The organism is Streptomyces sp. GL_140, from assembly GCF_057834465.1.
In genome coordinates this window covers 7292302-7311436 of the sequence record NZ_CM174404.1, presented here as the reverse complement: position 1 = coordinate 7311436, position 19135 = coordinate 7292302, and the positions used below count along the sequence as shown (strand labels likewise).

General features: G+C 72.0%; 17 protein-coding genes and 1 pseudogene. 7 read left to right on the top strand and 11 right to left on the bottom strand.

Annotated features, from left to right (window positions below; genetic code table 11):
- Nucleotides 1-51 precede the first annotated feature (51 nt).
- The 3 genes and pseudogenes from AC3IYJ_RS34015 to AC3IYJ_RS34005 all read right to left on the bottom strand — a co-directional run bounded on the left by AC3IYJ_RS34015 (nt 52) and on the right by AC3IYJ_RS34005 (nt 3732).
- Nucleotides 52-1098, bottom strand: a complete 1047-nt coding sequence (locus tag AC3IYJ_RS34015) for an enoyl-CoA hydratase/isomerase family protein (RefSeq protein WP_489398340.1) — start codon at nt 1096-1098, stop codon at nt 52-54.
- Nucleotides 1095-2886 (bottom strand): annotated as a pseudogene (locus AC3IYJ_RS34010) (FAD-dependent monooxygenase). The gene AC3IYJ_RS34015 and the pseudogene AC3IYJ_RS34010 overlap by 4 nt, the downstream one beginning before the upstream one ends.
- A gap of 84 nt (nt 2887-2970) precedes the next feature.
- Complete coding sequence (locus AC3IYJ_RS34005; RefSeq protein WP_489398339.1) at nt 2971-3732, bottom strand: helix-turn-helix domain-containing protein; 762 nt, start codon at nt 3730-3732, stop codon at nt 2971-2973.
- A 129-nt stretch (nt 3733-3861) separates the two neighbouring features.
- Between AC3IYJ_RS34005 and AC3IYJ_RS34000 the strand changes: the two genes are divergently transcribed.
- The 5 genes from AC3IYJ_RS34000 (at nt 3862) to AC3IYJ_RS33980 (ending at nt 10170) form a co-directional block, all read left to right on the top strand.
- Nucleotides 3862-5001, top strand: coding sequence for an MFS transporter (locus tag AC3IYJ_RS34000; protein ID WP_489403020.1), 1140 nt, complete (start codon nt 3862-3864; stop codon nt 4999-5001).
- A 218-nt stretch (nt 5002-5219) separates the two neighbouring features.
- Nucleotides 5220-8087, top strand: a complete 2868-nt coding sequence (locus AC3IYJ_RS33995; RefSeq protein WP_489398338.1) for a glycoside hydrolase family 2 protein — start codon at nt 5220-5222, stop codon at nt 8085-8087.
- Between the two features lie 43 nt (nt 8088-8130).
- Nucleotides 8131-8550, top strand: coding sequence for a MarR family winged helix-turn-helix transcriptional regulator (locus tag AC3IYJ_RS33990; RefSeq protein WP_489398337.1), 420 nt, complete (start codon nt 8131-8133; stop codon nt 8548-8550).
- A gap of 21 nt (nt 8551-8571) precedes the next feature.
- Complete coding sequence (locus AC3IYJ_RS33985; RefSeq protein WP_489398336.1) at nt 8572-9144, top strand: hydrolase; 573 nt, start codon at nt 8572-8574, stop codon at nt 9142-9144.
- Nucleotides 9145-9333: 189 nt separating this feature from the next.
- Nucleotides 9334-10170: an SDR family oxidoreductase gene (locus AC3IYJ_RS33980; RefSeq protein WP_489398335.1), complete on the top strand. Its 837-nt coding sequence runs from the start codon at nt 9334-9336 to the stop codon at nt 10168-10170.
- Nucleotides 10171-10239: 69 nt separating this feature from the next.
- Here the strand turns inward: AC3IYJ_RS33980 and AC3IYJ_RS33975 are convergent, their stop codons facing one another.
- The 4 genes from AC3IYJ_RS33975 to AC3IYJ_RS33960 form a co-directional block, all read right to left on the bottom strand.
- Nucleotides 10240-11442, bottom strand: coding sequence for a beta propeller repeat protein (locus tag AC3IYJ_RS33975; RefSeq protein WP_489398334.1), 1203 nt, complete (start codon nt 11440-11442; stop codon nt 10240-10242).
- 749 nt (nt 11443-12191) lie between these two features.
- On the bottom strand, nt 12192-12941 hold the full coding sequence (locus tag AC3IYJ_RS33970; RefSeq protein WP_489398333.1) for a GAF domain-containing protein: 750 nt from the start codon (nt 12939-12941) through the stop codon (nt 12192-12194).
- Between the two features lie 5 nt (nt 12942-12946).
- On the bottom strand, nt 12947-13684 hold the full coding sequence (locus AC3IYJ_RS33965; protein WP_489398332.1) for an ANTAR domain-containing protein: 738 nt from the start codon (nt 13682-13684) through the stop codon (nt 12947-12949).
- Nucleotides 13685-13742: 58 nt separating this feature from the next.
- Complete coding sequence (locus tag AC3IYJ_RS33960; protein ID WP_489398331.1) at nt 13743-14126, bottom strand: STAS domain-containing protein; 384 nt, start codon at nt 14124-14126, stop codon at nt 13743-13745.
- A 667-nt stretch (nt 14127-14793) separates the two neighbouring features.
- Here AC3IYJ_RS33960 and AC3IYJ_RS33955 point away from each other — a divergent pair.
- Nucleotides 14794-15282 (top strand): flavin reductase family protein, encoded by a 489-nt coding sequence (locus AC3IYJ_RS33955; RefSeq protein WP_489398330.1) that lies wholly within the window; start codon nt 14794-14796, stop codon nt 15280-15282.
- A 96-nt stretch (nt 15283-15378) separates the two neighbouring features.
- Nucleotides 15379-16095 carry a hypothetical protein gene (locus tag AC3IYJ_RS33950; protein WP_489398329.1) on the top strand — a complete coding sequence of 239 codons (717 nt, stop codon included), beginning with the start codon at nt 15379-15381 and terminating at the stop codon, nt 16093-16095.
- A 41-nt stretch (nt 16096-16136) separates the two neighbouring features.
- Here AC3IYJ_RS33950 and AC3IYJ_RS33945 read toward each other — a convergent pair whose 3' ends face one another.
- The 4 genes from AC3IYJ_RS33945 to AC3IYJ_RS33930 form a co-directional block, all read right to left on the bottom strand.
- Nucleotides 16137-17159 (bottom strand): iron-containing redox enzyme family protein, encoded by a 1023-nt coding sequence (locus AC3IYJ_RS33945; RefSeq protein ID WP_489398328.1) that lies wholly within the window; start codon nt 17157-17159, stop codon nt 16137-16139.
- On the bottom strand, nt 17156-17410 hold the full coding sequence (locus AC3IYJ_RS33940; protein ID WP_489398327.1) for a CDGSH iron-sulfur domain-containing protein: 255 nt from the start codon (nt 17408-17410) through the stop codon (nt 17156-17158). The genes AC3IYJ_RS33945 and AC3IYJ_RS33940 overlap by 4 nt, the downstream gene beginning before the upstream one ends.
- Nucleotides 17394-18086 carry a HemK2/MTQ2 family protein methyltransferase gene (locus AC3IYJ_RS33935; RefSeq protein ID WP_489398326.1) on the bottom strand — a complete coding sequence of 231 codons (693 nt, stop codon included), beginning with the start codon at nt 18084-18086 and terminating at the stop codon, nt 17394-17396. The genes AC3IYJ_RS33940 and AC3IYJ_RS33935 overlap by 17 nt, the downstream gene beginning before the upstream one ends.
- 259 nt (nt 18087-18345) lie before the next feature.
- Nucleotides 18346-19119: a YhjD/YihY/BrkB family envelope integrity protein gene (locus AC3IYJ_RS33930; protein ID WP_489398325.1), complete on the bottom strand. Its 774-nt coding sequence runs from the start codon at nt 19117-19119 to the stop codon at nt 18346-18348.
- Nucleotides 19120-19135: the final 16 nt, after the last annotated feature.

The window sequence follows — 19135 nt, the reverse complement described above, 5'->3', positions numbered from 1 at the left end:
CAGCGGCCCCGGCCGCTCCCGCCCCGACCGCTCCCGCCCCGACCGCCGGGCTCAGCCGAGCGGGGCGAAGAACCGGGCCACGTCCTGCTCGGTGACCTCGCCGAGAGTGGCCGGGGACCAGCGCGGAGTGCGGTCCTTGTCCACGACCTGCGCCCGGATGCCCTCCACCAGGTCGGGGGAGGTCAGCGCATGGCAGGAGACCCGGAACTCCTGGTCCAGCACCGCCTCCAGCTCCCCGAGGGCGGCGGCCCTGCGGACCGCCTCCAGGGTCACCTTGAGGGCGGTCGGGGACTTCGCGAGGATCGTCTCGGCGGCTTCCTTGGCCGCCGGGTCGCCCTGCGCGTGCAGCCGGTCCACGATCTCCTCGACGCTGCCGGCCGCGTAGCAGTGGTCGATCCAGCCGCGCCATTCGGCGAGCGGGCCCGGCTCGGGGGTGGCGGCGTGGCGCGCCAGCACCTCGTGGGCGGGGGCGTCCGCGAGCTCGGCGGTCAGCGCGGGCAGCCGGTCGGCGGGGACGAAGTGGTCGGCCAGCCCGCACAGCACCGCGTCGGCGGCGCCCACGGCGGAGCCGGTGAGCGCGAGGTGGGTGCCGAGGAGGCCGGGAGCACGGGCGAGCAGGTGGGTGCCGCCCACATCCGGCACGAAGCCGATGCCGGTTTCGGGCATGGCGACGCGGGAGCGTTCGGTGACCACGCGGACGCTGCCGTGGGCGGAGACTCCGACCCCGCCGCCCATCACGATGCCGTCCATCAGGGCCACGTAGGGCTTGGGGTAGCGGGCGATGTACGCGTTGAGCCGGTACTCGTCGCGCCAGAACTCCGCCGAGGCCCGCGTCCCGGCCTTGGCGTCGTCGTGGATGGCCCGGATGTCCCCTCCGGCGCACAGCCCGCGCTCCCCGGCACCCCGGATGAGCACCCGGTCGACGCCCGGGTCCCGCTCCCAGCCGGTCAGGGCCTCGGCGATGCGCAGCACCATGGGGTGGGTGAGGGCGTTGAGGGCCTTGGGGCGGTTGAGGGTGATCACCCCGGTCCGGCCCCGGACGGCGCACAGGACGGTGTCGTCACGGGTGCCGGCGCGGGTTTCGTCTTCGATGTTCACACCGGCCAGTATGGAGGGCGCATCCGGCGGACCGCCGGTGCGGGCGGCGCCGAGGCGCCCTGCCCGTCCGGCGCCGACAGGGCCCGGAGGTAGCCGGACAGGGCCGCCGCGGTGTCGGCGAGCGGGAAGCGGGCCCCGAGGTACCCGTCCGGGCGCACGAGGAATCCGGTCGGGCCGTCGGGGCGGTAGAGCCGGGCAAACTCCCCGGCGGCATCCCGGTATCCGGGCAGCTCCGCGGGGTCGGTCACGCCCTCCGGGGCCTCGCGGTCGAGGACGCCGACGGTCTGCAGCCCGAGCCCGGCGGACGCCCGGTCCGCGGCCCGGGAGGCCTCCGCGGCCGCGGCCAGGTCGGTGGAGTCGGCCCCGTACAGGAGCACCACGTGCGCCGTGCGGTCGCGCAGGACGTCGAACAGGCGCATGGGGTAGGTGGCGAGCGGCAGGGTCAGCCCGGCGCAGTCCGGGGCCCGGTCACCGGGCTGGGGCGCGCCGGCCGGGCCGGACGGGGCACCGGCGAGCGGGCCGTCCCGGTAGGAGATCAGGAGCTGGGCCTCGCGGAGCATCACCGTGCGGGGGTCGTCCGGGTCGCTGTCGATGCCCTGCTTGCTGTGCCGCAGGGTCCGGCCGACGACCTCCTCGCCGACCGGGCGGCGTTCGGCGTCGTAGCCGGCGAGCAGGGCGGGCCCGGCGGCGCCCCGCAGGACGAGCGCGAGCTTCCAGGCCAGGTTGCAGGCGTCCTGGATCCCGGTGTTCATCCCCTGCGCGCCGGTGGGCGGGTGGATGTGTGCGGCGTCGCCCGCCACGAAGACCCGGCCGTCCCCGTAGCGGTCGACGATGCGGTGGCTGATGCGGAAGACCGACGACCAGCGCATCTTGGAGAGGGTGGCCGGGCGCGGGGAGAGCCGGTCCACGACGGCCTGGATGTCGGACAGTTGGGGAACCCGCCCGCCGTCGGCCTGCAGGCCGTGCGCCACGCCGTCGTCCGCGGCCGCACGCTCGTCGCGGGTCCCGCCCTCGTCGCGGGTTCCGCCCTCGTCGCGGGTTCCGCCCTCGTCGCGGGCCGCCTGCTCGGAGAGCTCGGGCGGGACCATCATCGACATGCGGTAGCGGCCCTCGCCCGGCAACGGGACGCAGATCAGCACGTCGTCGGGGGACCCGTCGGAGGCGAAGTGCGTGGACCGCACGCCGTACTCGTGGGGCAGGTCCCAGTCGGCCACCACGTCGGCCAGCATGTACTCCTCCTGGAAGGCCCCCGCCCTCGAAGCTCAGCCCCAGCCCCTTGCGCACGGTGCTGTGCGCTCCGTCGCAGCCGATGAGGTAGGGGGTGCGCACCTCCTCCTCGGCGCCGGAGGCCGTACGCAGCCGGGCGGTGACCCCGTGCTCGTCCTGGGTGAACGACAGCAGTTCCGTGCCGCGTTCGATGACCGTGCCCAGACCGGCCACGTACTCCTCGATGAGCCGCTCGGTCTCGTACTGCGGCAGCGCGGCGAATCCGTAGGGCACCTCGGGCGGCAACTCCAGCTCGATCCGAGCCACTTCCCGGCCATTGGCGTAGAGCAGCTGTCCGAACAGCGGAACCGAGGCCTCTACGACCGTGCGCGCCAGGCCCATCCGGTCCCAGACCTCCAGGGTGCGCGGCTGGATGCCGATGGCCTTCGCGTACGGGAGCCTGGCCGGCAGCCGGTCGATCAGGCGACAGCCCACACCGTGGCGGCGGAGCTCTGCGGCCGCGCTCAGTCCGACCGGACCGGCGCCCGTGATCAGTACTTCGGGTGTGCGGGTTCGAGCCACGGGTGCCTCCCAGCGCCTGGACCCGGAACGGTCTCCTCCACCATCGTCACCCGGCGGTGGCCCGAATGCGAGCCGGACCGCCGGCTACCCGGCGCCGCCCGCCTTGGCATGGGCTCCCGGCGTGTGTCCGAAGGCCCGGCGGAAGACGTCGATGAAGGCGCTCGCCGAGGACCAGCCGCAGCGGTGCGCGACCGCGGTCACCGGGGTGTCGACGGCCAGCAGCCGCAGGGCGTGGTGCAGCCGCAGCTGGGTCCGCCACTGGGGGAAGGTCATGCCCAGCTCGGCGCGGAACAGCCGACTCAGCGTCCGCTCCCCCGCCCCGGCCCCGGCGTGCGCGGCGAGCTCCGCCAGCCCGCGCGGATCCGCCGGATCGGCGTGCAGCAGCGCGCACACGGCGGCCAGCCGGGGATCGGCGGGGGCGGGCAGGTGCAGCGGCTGGAGCGGCGAGGCCTGGAGCTGGTCCAGCAGCACCCCGAGCATCCGGCGGCGCTGCGGGCTGCCGTCCTCGGGGGCCCGCGTGTACGCCAGGATCAGCTCGCGCAGCAGCGGGCCCACGGCGAGCACTGCGGGGGCGGTGAGGGCGAGCGGGTTGAGGTGGGTCGGCAGGCCGATGCAGTGCAAGTCGGCGCGCCCGAAGGCCCGGTGCTCGTGCACCGTCCCGGCCGGGATCCACAGAGCGCGGGTGGTGGGGGCCACCCAGGTACCGGCGTCGGTGGTGACGGACAGCACCCCGGAACCGGCGTAGCAGATCTGGTGGTCGTCGTGGCGGTGCGGATCGATGCCCTGGTGGGTGTCGAGTTCGCGGATGCTCGTCGCGGCGCGGGGGGTGTGGCGGATTTTCTGCATCACCCGGCAATTTATCGGAAGCGGGCCGACCCCGGCGAGAGCGATTCTCAGTCGGTGACCTCGACGACAGCTCCGCCCCCGCCCCCTGCCCGGTCCCCCGCCCGACCCGTGCCCCGCTCCCCCGCCCGGCTGCGCACGGCCGCCTTCTCCGCCGGACACTCCTGCGTGGACGTCTACCAGGGCGCCGTGGCCGCGCTCGTCCCCTTCCTCGTCTCCGAGCGCTCGTACGGATACGCCGCCGCCTCCGGCATCGTGCTGGCCGCCTCCCTGCTCTCCTCGGTGGTCCAGCCGCTGTTCGGGGCGCTGACCGACCGGTGGCCGATGCCCTGGCTGATCCCGCTGGCCACCGCGGCCGCCGGGCTGGGCGTGGCGCTGGTCGGGCTCGACGCCGGGTACGCGGCCACCCTGGCCGCCGTCGCCCTGTCGGGGCTGGGCGTCGCCGCCTACCACCCGGCGGCGGCCCGGATGGTCCGCGTGACGGGCGGCTCCGGGCACGGCGCCATGAGCTGGTTCGCGCTCGGCGGCAACATCGGATTCGCCTGCGCCCCGCTGCTGGTGGTCGCCGCCCTGGCGCTGCCCGGACCGGCGGGATGGTGGCTGCTGGCGCTCCCCGCATCGCTCGGCATGTTCCTCAACTGGCCGCCCGCCGCCGCTCGTTCGCGGTCCGCTCCGATGCCCGGCCCGGCGCCCGCCGACCGGCCGTCGGACGACTGGCGGGCGTTCCTGCGGCTCTCCCTGGTCGTGGTCGTCCGCTCGGTGGTCTTCATGGGCCTGAGCACCTTCATCGCCCTCTACGTCTGCGAGCGCGGCGGCAGCGGAACCGCGGGCGCCGTGGCCCTGTTCGCGCTCTTCGCGGGCAGCGCCGGCGGCACCCTGCTCGGCGGCCGGCTGGCCACCCGCTGGGGCCGGGTCACCACCGTCCACCGCTCCTACGCGGCGGCCGTGCCCGCCATCGCGGGCATCCTCTTCCTCCCGCTGCCCCTGGTGTACGTGTGCTCCGCGCTGGCCGCCGCCGCGCTGTACGTGCCCTTCTCCCTCCAGGTCACCCTGGGCCAGGACTACCTCCCGACGCGGATGGGCACGGCGAGCGGGGTCACCCTGGGCCTGACCGTCAGCATCGGCGGTCTGGCCAGCCCCCTCATCGGCGCCGCGGCCGACGCCACCTCCCTGGGCACCGCGCTCCTCCCGCTGGCGGCCCTCCCGCTCCTGGCCTGGCTGCTGGCCCGCGGCCTCCCGGAGCCGGCCGCCGCGAAGGAGCTCCCGGCCTGAGGTCTGCCCCACCTCCCCCGGCGGGCGGCCGGGGTCGGGCGGCGGCGGGCGGCTCCGGGGTCCGGCGACCGGCGACCGGCGACCGGCGACCGGCGACCGGCCCCAGGATGGGCGACCTGGCCTAAGACCCGGCCCGCGCGTGCGCGCCGCGGTGCCGCGGCCCGCGGGGCAGGGCTAACGTCGGGGCGTTCCGTGACCCAGCCTCCTCGGAGGGCGCCGTGTCCCACCGCCCAGTCAGCGGCCGCATCCGCGCCCGAGTCCGTACCCTCGTCCACGTCCGTACCCGCGTCCGCGCACTGGCCGTGACCGGCCTGCTGTGCGCGCTCACCGCCGCCGGTCCGGCCCCGGGCGGCGCCCCTGACCCCGGTCCGGGCGCCGCTCCCGGACCGCCACCGGTCACGGCCGTCTCCGCGACGCCGGGGAGCACGACCGCGCTGGCGGGCTACGCGGTGCAGTCGACGGCCCGGGTCTCCGAGACCGCGGCGGCCGTCTCCACGCCCGGCTACCGGGCGAGCGGCTGGTACCCGGCCGGGCCGCGTTCGACCGTGCTCGCGGCTCTCCTCGCGCACGGCACGTACCCCGATCCCTTCTACTCCACCAACCAACAGCGGATCCCCGCTTCCGAGTTCGCCGTGCCGTGGTGGTTCCGGTCCGATTTCACCGTGGCCGACACCAGTGCCCGTACGCATCTGGACTTCAGCGGGGTGATCTCGGCCGCCGACGTGTTCGTCAACGGCCGGCAGGTCGCCGCCGCGTCCACGGTGACAGGCGCGTACACCCACCACGAGCTGGACGTCACCGCCCTGGTCCGGGCGGGCACCAACACGGTCGCCTTCCGGATCCAGCCCAACAACCCGCACAAGCACCTCACCACGGGCTGGCTCGACTGGCTGCAGCCCCCGGCCGACGCGAACATGGGGATCGTCCGCGACGTACTCGTACGCCGGGACGGCCCCGTCGCCCTGCGCGATGCCCACGTGGTGACCGGCCTGGCCCTGCCGGCCCTCGATTCCGCCGACCTGACCGTCAAGGCGAAGCTGCGCAACGACTCGGCCGCCCCGGTCACCGCCACGGTGACCGGGACACTGACCGGTCCCGCCGCAGGCGCCGCGGCCGGCGCCCCGGAACCGGCGTACGCCCCCTTCAGTCAGGACGTCACGCTGCGCGCGCACGAGACGAGGACGGTCACCTTCACCCCTGCGAGCTACCCCCAACTCCACCTGAAATCGCCCCGCGTGTGGTGGCCGGCCGGCATGGGCGCGCAGGAGCTGTACGGCCTGCGCCTGACGGCGACGGCGGCCGGCGCCCTCTCCGACGCGGCCGACGAGACCTTCGGCATCCGCGAGGTGCGGGCCCCGCTCAACTCCGACGGCGCCCGCCAATACCAGGTCAACGGCCGTCCCCTGCTCATCAGGGGCGGCGGCTGGTCGCCGGACGAGTTCCTGCGCTGGGACCGAACCTACGTGGAGGACCGGCTCAAGTACGCCCTCGACCTGGGGCTGAACACGCTGCGCCTGGAAGGGCATCTCGAGCCGGACGAGTTCTTCGACCTGACCGACCGCTACGGGATCCTCACGCTGCCGGGCTGGCAGTGCTGCGGGAAGTGGGAGGGGCAGGTCAACGGCACGGAGGCCGGGGAGCTGTGGGAGGAGGACGACTACCGCGTCGCCGCCGCCTCCATGGCCGCCGAGGCCGCCCGCCTGCGCCGCCATCCCAGCGTCGCCTCCTTCCTCATCGGCAGCGATTTCGCGCCCGACGCCGAGATCGAGCGGGGGTACGTGGACGCGCTGCGCGCCGCCGACTGGCCCACGCCGGTGGTGTCGGCGGCCACCGCCGCTTCGGCGCCGCTGACCGGCAGTTCGGGGATGCGGATGACCGGGCCCTACGACTGGGTGCCGCCCGGCTACTGGTACGACAAGCGCGAGGGCGGGGCCACCGGCTTCAACTCCGAGACCAGTGCCGGGCCTTCCGTTCCCACGCTCGACACCCTGCGGCGCATGATGTCCCCCGCCGAGCTGGAGACGCTATGGCGCGACCCCTCGGCACGGCAGTACCACCGCTCCCCGTCGAAGACCTTCGGCACGCTGAAGCTGTACGACGAGGCCCTGACCGCCCGTTACGGGGCCGCGAGCTCGCTGGAGGACTACGTCCGCAAGGCGCAGCTCGCCCAGTACGAGAACGTACGGGCCCAGTTCGAGGCCTACGCCCGCAACGCCAAGGACTCCGAGGAGCCCTCGACCGGGGTGGTCTACTGGATGTTCAACAGCGGCTGGACCTCCCTCCACTGGCAGCTCCTGGACCGCCATCTCGACCAGGGCGGCGCCTACTTCGGGGCGAAGAAGGCGAACGAGCCGCTGCACGTCCAGTACTCCTACGACGACCGCACGGTGGCCGTGGTCAACCGCCGCCACGAGCCCGCGTCGAAACTGACGGCGCGGGTGACGCTGTTCACCCCGGGCGGGGTCGTGAAGTACGACCGCACCGCGCGCGGCCTCGCGGTCGGCGGCGACGGCGCGAAGACGACGGCGCTGACCCTGCCCGCCTCGGTGGACGGACTGCCCTCGACCTACTTGGCGCGCCTGGTCCTGAGCGGCGACGACGGCCGGGTTCTGAGCCGCAACGTGTACTGGCTCTCGACCCGGCCCGATGTCCTCAACTACGCGGCCACCGACTGGTACTACACCCCGACCACCTCCTACGCGGACCTCACGGGCCTGCGCTCGATGCCGGCGACCCGCGTGTCCGCGACAGCGACAACGACCCGGGACGCCTCCGACGACCAGGCCACCCCGACCACGTCCACCACGGCCGTCACCCTGCGCCATGCGGGTACGGGCAGCACGCCGGCCCTCCTCACGGACGTCCACCTGGTCGACGACAAGGGCCGGCCCGTCCTGCCCGTCCGCTGGTCCGACAACCAGGTCAGCCTCTGGCCGGGCGAGTCCATCACCCTGACCGCCACCTACCGCACCGCCGACCTGCGCGGATCCGCTCCGCACCTGAGGATCTCGGGCTGGAACACCCCCACGACCACCACGCCGGCCCCGGCCCCGGCCCCGGCCCCGGCAACCAAGCAAAACAAGTAAGCCAAACTTGCAAGTTTGCCTGCCTTTCCCCTAAGGTCGGAGCATGCCAGCAGAACAGACCGCCGAGGAACTCCAGCTCGCCCTCGGCATGCTGCTCCGGCAGGTCCGCAACGCCGTCGGCGGCGGGGTGAGCCTGTCTCAGATGTCCGTACTGAAGCGACTCGACCGCCTCGGCGCGTCCACGGCCGCGGATCTGGCCCGAGCCGAGAAGATCCGCCCGCAGTCGGTCATCGCCACCGTCAACGCCCTCCAGGCCGAGGGGCTCGTCGCCCGCACCCCCCACCCCACCGACGGCCGCCAGCTGCTCATCGCACTCACCCCCCGGGGACGGGACCTCGTACAGGAGCGCCGCAAGGCCGGCCACGACCGCGTCGCGGAACTCATCTCCGAGCGGCTGACCCCCTCCGAGCAGGAACTACTGTCGGCGGCCGTCCCGTTGCTGCGCAGACTCGCCGAGGACTGACCACCCCACCGAAGGAGCCCCATGACCACCAACCTGAATCTCGACGGCGGCACCGCCCTGGTCCTCATCGACCTCCAGAAGGGGATCCTGGGCCTCCCGACCGCCCGGCCGACCCCCGAAATCCTGAAGAGCGCCATCGCGCTCGCCGAGGCCTTCCGGGCCCGCAAGCTCCCCGTGGTGCTGGTCAAGGTCGCCTGGTCCCCCGACGGCGGCGACCTGCCCACCACCGACGTCGACCGTCCCGGCCCCGCCGCCGCACCCCCGGCCGCGTTCTCCGAGATCCCCCAGGAGCTCGCCGAGCTCGGCGACGTGGTCGTCACCAAGCGCCACTGGGGCGCCTTCACCGGCACGGAACTCGACCTCCAGCTCCGCCGCCGGGGCATCCACCGGATCGTCCTGGCCGGCATCTCCACGAGCATCGGCGTCGAGTCCACCGCCCGCACCGCCTGGGAGAACAGCTACGAGCTGGTCTTCGCCGAGGACGCCACCACCGACACGGACGCCGACTCCCACGCCCACACCTTCACCAAGATCTTCCCCCGCATCGGCAAGGTCTCCACGACCACGGACATCCTCGAAGCCCTGGACTCCTGACCGCGAGCCGCGGCCCCGCGCCGAGGCGTCACCGGAACCGGAAGCGGAAGCGGAAGCGGGTCACGCAGTTCCCGTCGGGGGCGGGTCAAGGCTGTCGGTGGCGGCGACAGCTCGGGGGTGGTCGGGCACAATCGGGCGCAGGCAGGCACCACGACCATCCGGAACGACTTCGTCATCGCGGGGGGAACGATGGGACGACGCTGGCTGATCACAGGATGCTCCTCCGGGCTCGGGCACGCTCTGGCAAGTGCCGCGGCCGGGGCCGGTGACGAGGTGGCGGTCACCGCCCGCAAGACCGCCGATCTGGCGGAGCTGGCCGCCGCCTGGCCCGGCCGGATCATTCCGGTGCCGCTCGAACTGCGCGACGCCGCTTCCTGCGAGGAAGCCGTCCGCACCGCGGCCGACCGGCTCGGCGGCATCGACGTCCTCGTCAACAACGCCGGCGTCGGACTGTTCGGCGCGGTCGAGGAGCTCTCGGACACCGAGGTGCGGGACCAGCTGGAGATCCTCGTCGTGGGGCCCTGGCGACTCGCCCGCCTCGTACTGCCCCTGATGCGGGCCCAGGGACAGGGCCACATCCTCAACGTGTCCTCCATCGTCGGCCGTATGGCCTTCCCCGGTCTGGGCGCCTACGTCGCCGGCAAGCACGCCCTCGAAGGCATGAGCCAGGCGCTGGCCGCCGAAGCCGCCCCGCACAACATCCGGGTCACCGTGCTCGAACCGGGCATGTTCGCCACGCGCTACGGAACCGCCCTGGCCGAGGCGAGCCACCGCATCCCCGCCTACGACGGCACCAACCTCGACACGCTCGTAGGCACCCGCGGCATCGCCGAGAACCCCGAGACCGGCCGCCCCGAGGACTTCGCGGCCCAGGTCCTCGACATCGTCGCCTCGGACACGCCGACACCCCTGCGGATCCCGATCGGCCACGACGCCTACGGCTACTTGGACCTCGCCGAACAGGCGTCCCGCGAGGACTACGCGGCGGCCCGCGCCCTCACCCAGGCACCGCCCCCGGCCGTCTGACCCGGGTCTCCTCGTCGCCGCCCCGACCGAACGGGCGGCGACGAGGAGACCGTGACCGGCCCTGCCGGTTCAGAGCCGAGTGGTCAGCAGCAGTGGCTGCGGCAGTTGCTGGTCCACGTAGTTGGCCGAGCCGCTGACGGTCACCTCACGTCCGGTGACGGAGATCTTCCACGGCGAGTACGACATCCCGTCCGCATCCGCCGGGAACCCCAGCGAGGTCACGCGCGTCCCGGACACCCGCAGCGCGTAGCCGCCGTAGCCCTTGGCCACCCGACCGACCGCGACCACGCCGTCGCGCGTCGCGGCCAGCCCCGTCAGGGCGCCGGCGTCGGCCGGGGCGTCCATGCGCGTCCACGTCCGCCCGTCCCAGTGCATGATCAGCGCGTGGCCGCGGTCCTTGTCGTCCAGGAGCGTGCGGCCCGCCACCCACACGTCGCGCGGCCCGTTGGCGACCACATCATTGAACTCGCCGTACAGACCGCCGTACGGCGGCGGCGGCAACGCGGTCCAGGACCGCCCGTCGAAGTGCAGGACCAGCGGCCGGTCGTCGTCGCCGTAGCCGCTGCCGACCGCCCAGACGTCCTTCGGGCCGGACGCCGAGATCGCGTTGAGCCCCCAGTTCGCGTACTGCTTGGGCAGCTTGACGGGCTTCCAGGCGTGCCCGTCCCAGTGCTGTACGAGGCCCTCCATGTGGTCGACCTGGGTCGAACCGCCGTCCGGGTCGGGTATCCGCTCGTCGAGGATCTGCGCCCAGCCCGCCGCCCACACGTTGTTGGGCGCGACCGCGGCAACGCCCAGCAGGCCGCCGCCGAGCGACTTCTCCGGCATCGGCGCCGACTCGACCCGCCACGAACGCCCGTTCCAGTGCTGCGTCATGACGGGTGCGCCCTCCCAGTCGGCGTCACCGACCAGCCACGCGTCCCGGGCCGAGGACGCCGCGAGGGCATTGATCCGGCCGGTGCCCCCGGGGGCCGTCGGGATCTCCTTCCACGGCCCGTCGCCCCGGTCGTCGTGCGTGAAGAGCGCGGGCGTCAACGAGTCGCCCCCGCCGTCCTGGGAGATCCGGAAGCCGGCCGTCCAGGTGGTGTGCGCGTCGGGTCTGACCGAACCGCTCAGAACCGTGTCGACGCCCGGCACCTTGGCCTCGTTCCAGCGCGGCGCGGCCGCCTCCGGCACGGGGTCCGCGACAGCGGTCGTGGACAGCCCGCCACCGAGGACGAGCACGGACGCGGCACCCACCAACAACGATCGGGCTCGAACGACGACAGCCATGTCGCATTCTCCAGACTCGGGGCGCGGCACCCCGTCCCCCACATGACGCCCGACCCCACGGCACAGGTTTCATCCCGCGACGAAATACGTAGGAGGACTGGTACCCGCCCGACCCCGCAAACGACCGAGGGGCCGTTTCAGATTTCTCTGAAACGGCCCCTGATCTGCGACTTCGAAAAGTCGGGACGACAGGATTTGAACCTGCGACCCCTTGACCCCCAGGAGTGCGGTCCGGGGGTATTTTCTGGATATAACAGACTTAATTGGGACGCAAGTTGTGCGCAAGAGGGTCCATCGTGCGCCATCGCGCACACCGTGTGGTCCCCAACTGGTCTCCATCGGGCCGACCCTGTTCCGCCATCAGGGGCTCGGCGAAGCAGAGCGGTGGACCAACCCTCACACCCTTTGGTGAACGGCGTGACAGCCCGGAAGGTGCCAGATGCAAGTGCCCGCCAGGGCGCGGCATTCCCGCCCCCGGCACCGATCCTGACCAGGACATCTGAGTCCACTACGGCTCCACCGGCACGAGCATGTGGATCAGCCCCACACGTAACCGCTGAGCGGTCCTCCTCACGCGCAAACTCCGCTTCGGGCCGGTGGTGGGCCTGGCGGGCGGCGGTGTCCAGGGTGTGCAGGTCGGCCGCGCCCGCAGGCGGGGACGGGCAGTCGGCCGGGTCCCGCATGTGGGGGCGGGTACTGCGACGTGGCGCGTAATGAGCTTGTGAGATCCAGCCCCGCAGGACGGTGTGTCAGGCCTGGGGCCGGGATCGGTCCGGGTGGGGGATCTGGGTGGTCTCGAAGGTGCCGTCGGCGATCTGGCGGGCCAGTTGCGCGAGCTGGTGGTGATGGGCGCGTGCGTAGGAGCGGAACGCGGCGAATGCCTCGTCGACAGTGACCTGCCAGCGTTCCGCCAGGATGCCCTTGACCTGTTCCAGCACGATGCGGCTGGTCAGGGCGTGCTGGAGTTGGGCGCGCTCGACCTCGCTGTGGGCGACGGTGCGCTGCTGCAGGATGGCGATGGTCGCCACATCCGCCAGCGCTTGGGCGAGGGCGATGTCCTGGGCGCTGAGCGGGTCGGGGTCGGTCTGGAACAGGCCCATCACTCCGATGACCCGGCCGCGCAGCCGGAGCGGGATCGCGTTGGCGGTGACGAACCCGGTCTCGGCGGCGCGTGGAGCGAACTGTGGCCAGCCCGAGGTGATCTGAGGGTCGGTCAGGTTGATGTTGGTGCGTGGCTCGCCGCTCTTGTAGCAGTCCACGCAGGGGCCCTGGTCGTGCTGGGTGGCGAAGAGTTCCAGCAGCCGGGTGTGTTCGTCGGAGGCTGCCATGGTCTGCAGGACCTCGTGCTGGTCGGCCAGCATGATGCCGACGGCGGCCACGTCCAGCAGTTCCATGCAGCGCACGGAGAGCTGCTGGAGGAAGTCGATGAGGTCGAAGTCGTCGATCAGGGAGTCTGCGACTTCCACGAAGACCTCGGACACGCGTTGTTCTCGGGTCACGGTGATCAGTCCTTGTCTACGGCGGTCGGGGGCATGCCGTTGCCAGTGCCGTTGTGGTCCAGGCGAAGCCGCCGATCCACCACGTCCTTGGAGATGTCGGTGATGGAACGTCCGCTGCTGTAAGCGTGCGCACGCAGTCGTAGGAGAGCTTGAGGCAGGGACATGGCGAGTTGGACGCTGAGCATGCCGGTGGCCTGGTGGACCACCGCGTGCTGCAAGGCGTGCGGAGAGTCCACCGGCGCGTGGGTGCTCAGAGGTGGTTCGCCGCTGCCCAGGCAGCGGGCAGTCAGCGCGGCGGCCAGCGTCAGCGCATCGTCGGTCTGCTGGCCGGTCAGCGGACCCGGCGTTCGGCGAACCGCTGTCAGGACGCCGACGCGGATCGCGCCGATGCCCATCGGGAAGCAGAACACCGCCCGGGCGTCCAGGTCGGGGGCCTCCATGGACAGTGCCGGCCAGCGGGCGTGTCGGACCCGGGCCAGGTCTGGTACCCACACCATCGCGCCGGTACGGACCGCCTCTGGTCCCGGCCCCTCGCCGAGGGTCAGTTGCAGGTCCTCGAAGCGGCGCGTGGTGAGGTCCGAGCACCACATGAGCTCGGTCAGGCCGGCTGCGGTGACCAGGGAGACCGCGAGACCGTCCACGCCCAAGGCCTGGGCTCCGGCCAGGGAGGCGTCGTCGACCCCCTGTGACCGGTCGTCGAGTTGCAGCGTGCGCAGGACCGAGGCCATGCGGTCACTGATCATCCGTCATCACCGCTCGCCCTGCGACAGAGCCGGGCGGGCCCGCTGTGGCCGGTCCTGGTCATGAGGCCAACAGCCTGGGGTACACCACAGCCGGGACCCAGGTGCCGACTTCGGGCGCGCGGGGTAGCCGGTGGAGGAGGAAACCGGTGCCGGTCAGTGCCAGGAGCCGGATCAGCATCGGGCGCGGGTGATGCAGGCACAGCGACCCTGTGGCCGTAGCGGTGCGCGCGGCGACGGTCAGGAAGGCGTTGAGGCCGCTGACATCGCAGAAGGCAAGCGCGCTCAGGTCGATGTCGATGGTCCGCACTCCCTCGCGCAGGCAGTCATCGACCATCGCCCGCAGCGGAGCTGCGGTATCCAGATCAAGCTCACCCGCAAGGGTGATCGTCGTTTCATCGCCTCGGTCGTACCGGTGGAGGTTCAATCTCTGCAGAACAGGCATAGCGCCTCGGTTCTTGGGACCACATGGTGCGGCGCCGGGCGGGCCGGTCTTCTCGGCCCCGTCTTACGCGTATCTCCTGTGGTCGGATACCCGGACAGGTCAGGCGAGCGATCGGCCTGGCGACCCTGGACTCGAGGACCGCCAAATCGACATGTTTCGCCTCAAAAGGACAGCGCCTGAGGTGGACCGGGGGACCCTCTGTACCCCGCAGGCACCTGCACGACAAGCGCGCTATCCACGTCAGGGACCGGGACGTCCATCGCAGCATAGCCCCCGCTCCTGCCCCGGGACATCCCGCCCAGTCACCAGGCGGCGTCCGCCTTTCCGATCGGCCGCATGGACAACACCGCCGGGCTCATCGAGCGCCGCGGCCACCTGTGTATGTCCGGGCCGCCGTCGAGAAACGACCGATGCCTGTGGGCGCGCTATCCGGCGCTGCGTGTACCGGGCGGGTCCTGGGGGTCCACACCGGTGGAGGCAGAGGCGTCCTTGGTTCCGCTGGGGCGTTGTGAGCGGCCTCGCGGGCCGAGGTCGTGCATGCCCTTGTCGCCAGAGCCCTTGCGCTCCAATCGGGCCACACCCCGCCGTGGCCGCTCAAGAACTGCCGGGCCGACGCCGATGTGCGGGGTAGTCGTCCGCTGGACCGAACGGATCACGAGGAGCCGCCGTGACGAGGATGGACCCCTTCACCGATGTCCTCGACGGCCCCATGTACGTGGTCACGGCCGCGGCCGGGGGCGTGCGGGCGGGCTGCCTGGTGGGGTTCGCCTCGCAGTGCTCGATCCACCCGCCGCGGTTCGTCGTCTGGCTGTCCACCGCCAACCACACCTACCGGGTCGCCTGCGAGGCCTCGTACCTCACCGTGCACGCACTGCTCCGTGAGCAGCGGGCGCTCGCGGAGCTCTTCGGCGGCGAGACGGGCGACCGGGTGGACAAGTTCGCGCGGGCCGCCTGGCGACAGGGAGAGGCCGGAAGCCCAGTCCTGACGGAGGTCCGCACCTGGTTCACGGGCCGCGTCGAGGGGCGGATCGAGGGTGGCGACCACGTGGGCTTCCTGCTGGCCCCCGCCGGCCAGTGCAAGCCCACCCGGGGCACCCCGCCCGCACTGCTCCGCTACAGCGATGTCCGGGACCTGGAGCCCGGGCATCCGGCTTGACGCCCGGGCGCGCAACACGCAGCGCGAGTCCGCGGGAACGACGGCCCGAGGGGGTCACACGGCAGGAAACCTGACCCTACGAAGAGGACGGACACAATGACGCGCAGTCGCACCGATGCCCGGATCAGACATCCCCGGCACGAGAGGCGTGGGGAGGCCCGGCTGCCTGCCGTGATCGCGACCGTCGTGGCGATCGGGCTCTACCAGATCCTGCCGCAGCAGCTTCTGCTCGGACCCCGCTATGTGCTGCTCGCCCTGGAACTGCTGCTCCTTGTGCCGTTGATCGCGATCAATCCCCGCCGGCTCACGCGCCAGACCAAGCTCTCCCGTGCCCTGTCCCTCACACTCGTCCTGGTCATCGCGGCAAGCAATCTGGTCTCCTTGGGCATCCTGATCCACGCTCTGGTCTCGACCGGGGTGAAGGAAGGGGGTTCCTTGCTGACGGCCGCGTTCCAGGTATGGCTGACCAACATCATCGTCTTCGGCCTGGCCTACTGGGAACTGGACCGGGGCGGCCCCGTCAGCCGAACCCAAGCTCCGCGCGCCGACTTGCCGTTGGCGGACTTCCGCTTCTCCCAGGACGAGAACGACGACGCCGTCCAGGAGGTCGCGGACGGCTCCAGCGTCAAGTCCGACTGGGTCCCCACCTTGATGGACTACCTGTACGTCTCCGTCACCAACTCAACCGCCTTCAGCCCGACCGACACCATGCCCCTGTCCACCCGCGCCAAGCTCCTGATGAGCGTGCAGAGCGTCGCCGCCCTGATGACCTCTCTCCTGGTCATCGCCCGCGCGGTGAGCATCCTGCACTAGGCATGTCCCGAGTTCTGCGGGGCCGTAGCGGGCCGGGCACGTCACCGCAGCGGCAAGGGGGTGCGCAGTGTGGTGCGCCCCTGATCCCAGGCGTCGCGGATGTGGGCGGCCAGGCGGTCTTCCAGCAGGACGGTCGCCGCGCAGCCGAAGGCGATGTCGGGTTCCAGGGCGGGCTCGTCGGCGAGGAGCCCGCCGATGACCTCGTGGCGTACGACCTGTTCGTGGACGGCGTCGGCTTCGACGTGTTCGGTGTAGAAGTGTTCGGCGGCCGGTCCCGCGTCGCAGCGTCGCATCGCTTTGGCGAGGCGGCGGGAGCCGGGTGAGGAAGTGACCTCCACGCAGGCGAAGTGCCCAACGAGGGCGCCGCGCAGGGCCCGGTGCAAGCCGAAGAGGGACATCAGGTTGACAGTCGCGAGAAGTGGCGCGGGGGCCTGGTCCAGGTAGCGGCCGTACGTGGGGTCCAGGCCGAGGTCGGTCATGAGGTCGGCGAAGAGCCGGGCGTGGATGCGGTCGGGGTGGCCCGCGCCGAACTCGTCGTACTCGATGGCCACCATCGCGGCCTTGGCCCGTCCGGTCAGCCGCGGGATGACCCAGACGTGCGGGTCGGCCTCCTTGAGGTGATAGAGGGAGCGCAGCGCCGCGTACTCGCGCAACTGCCACAGTTCGCCTTCGGTTTCGAGGTGATGGCTGACGCTTTCGGTCAGGTCCACGGGTTCGACGAGGAGCGGGGCGAAGGCCTCCTCGACGGAGCGGGGCGCGTCGCGGAGCTCGGTGCGCAGTGCGTGGAGGAACCGGGTCTCCAGGGCTTGACGCAGGCGCAGGAGGTCCGGGTCCCATTCACGTTCGTCTTTGACGCCTTCGAAGCCGCGGTAGTGCAGCTCGTAGAGGAAGTAGAGGGCGAGCTGGAGGTCTTCGCCCCAGGGATCGGCCTTCAGGACCGACCCGGTCGCGTACTCCGGTGGCAGGCCGGTGCGCAGGGCCTCCCTGACGGCGTCCGACAGTTCGCCCCTCCCCTGGACGAGGGCGGGGCCGGCGGTGGCTGTGCTGCTGCCGGCAGGGGTCATGGGGAGTTCCCGTCCTCGGGGGGTGCGTCGGTTCGCTCGCGGGGGCGGTGGCTGGTGTCGCACCAGGGATACGTGCGGCTGCGCAGGCAGGTGCACAGCGCGACCATGAACCGGTCGGACCGGGCGACTGTCCCGTCGTCGAGGACGATCTCCACGGGGCCTTCGACCAGGACGGGGCCGTGGGGATCCAGGGCTACGCGGCGTGCCGGGCCGCAGCGAGCGCGGGCGGCGCTTTCAGAGGTTCTGGGCACGGATGATCACCAGCTCTTCCCATTCCTCGCCGCCGTCAGCCAGTCCTTGGTCCTCCAGCCAGGCCCGCCTGGAGCGCAGGACCGGCCCCCACGGTACGGAGGCCCGCGCCGTCACCTGCGCGGACAGCCCGGCGCGTTCCAGGTGGTCCACCGTGGCGTCGGCCCCGCACATCTGCGACTGCACCATCAGCAGGACGCCGCCGGGGCGCAGCAAGGCCGGGGCACTCGCACAGATCCGGTCGATGATGTCGCGTCCCCCGGGTCCGGCGTCCCAGGCCCGCCTCGCCCCGTGCGACGGCAGCCGGGCGCGCGGGGAGGGCACGTACGGGGGGTTGCTCAGGACGACGTCGAAGCGGCGCCCTGCCGTCCTTACGGCGAAGTCCCCGTGCAGAACCCGCAGCGGCAGCCGCTGCCGGAGGGCGTTGAGGCGGGCTGCGGCCACCGCGGGCCAGGAGACGTCCACAGCCGTGACACGGGCTCCCCTGCCCGCTGCGTGAAGTGCCAGCGCGCCCGTACCCGTCCCGATCTCCATCACCTCGGTACCCGGCCCCAGCTGCTCGTGCGAGAGCGCCTCGGCGAGAAGACGGGTATCGGCCTGCGGACGGTAGACACCAGGTAGCGCGATCAGCCGCTCGGGAAGTGTTTCCAAGGTCAGAGCCGTACTCGGCACCCGCATACCTCCGGATCCAATGCGGTCCGCAGGCGCGGATCGCGATCGCGACAGTTGCGCGACTCAGGGCGGCTGCCCCGTTCCGGGCCCCCCACTCCCCATGCCGCCGATCTTCGGAGGATCAGATGGAATGAGGCGTGTCTGACAGCGTTGCCTAGGATATCGGGGCGATCATCCGCAATAAGGCAATTTGCCCCTATCCGAGGCTACGCCTGTGGATCCCGGAAGAGGCGCAATCGGAGCGAGGTCGGGGGAGCCCCTGGCCTCAGTCTCGCCGTTTCAGCGCGCGCGCCATTTGGGGGAGCTCTTCGTGAAGCAGTCGGCCGGCGAGCGCGCCGCCGAAGACGACGACGCCTACACCGACGAGCCAGGTCTGGATGACGAGGACGGTTCCGAAGGGGCCGTAGGTGACGGCGCTGGATGCGATCAGTGGTGAGAACACGAGCCGGGAGAAGATCCTGAGTCCGAGGAGCCCGAGCATGGTGGCCACCGCCCCGGGCAGCAGGGCCGTCCAGGCGACGCGGCCGCCGAGCAGTAGTCGCTGGGACCACCAGAAGAACAGGGTGCCGCTGAGTACCGTGATGACACCGCGGGCCGGTGACTCGCGCCACAGCGGTGTGATCGCCGACAGGAAGAGGATTCCGATGAGGACGGTGAGCCACAGGACGTGGCGCCACCGGGCCCACCAGCGGGCCGGGGGCAGATCCCAGATCTTCTCGTAGCCGCTCTGCACCACCGCGCCGAAGGACAGACCGAACACGGCGAGCACGGCGAGACCGAACGCCGTCGTGGTCCGCCAGGCCTCACCCGGCAGGGCGAACAGGTGCTCGATCTCCGTCCTGGCGGCGGCCGATACGCCAAGCCCGTCCCCGAGCCACTGCGCGAATCCCCGTCCGCCCGCCGTATCCGCCGCGGAGACCACGATCAGCAGCGGCACCAGTGTCAGGAACCCGAGCGCCGCGAATCCCAACGAAAGCTGCCACAGGTCGATTTCACTGATGCGCCCCCACCGGCGCCCGGCCCGGGTGCGGCGGACCATGCTGCGCAAGCGCCCC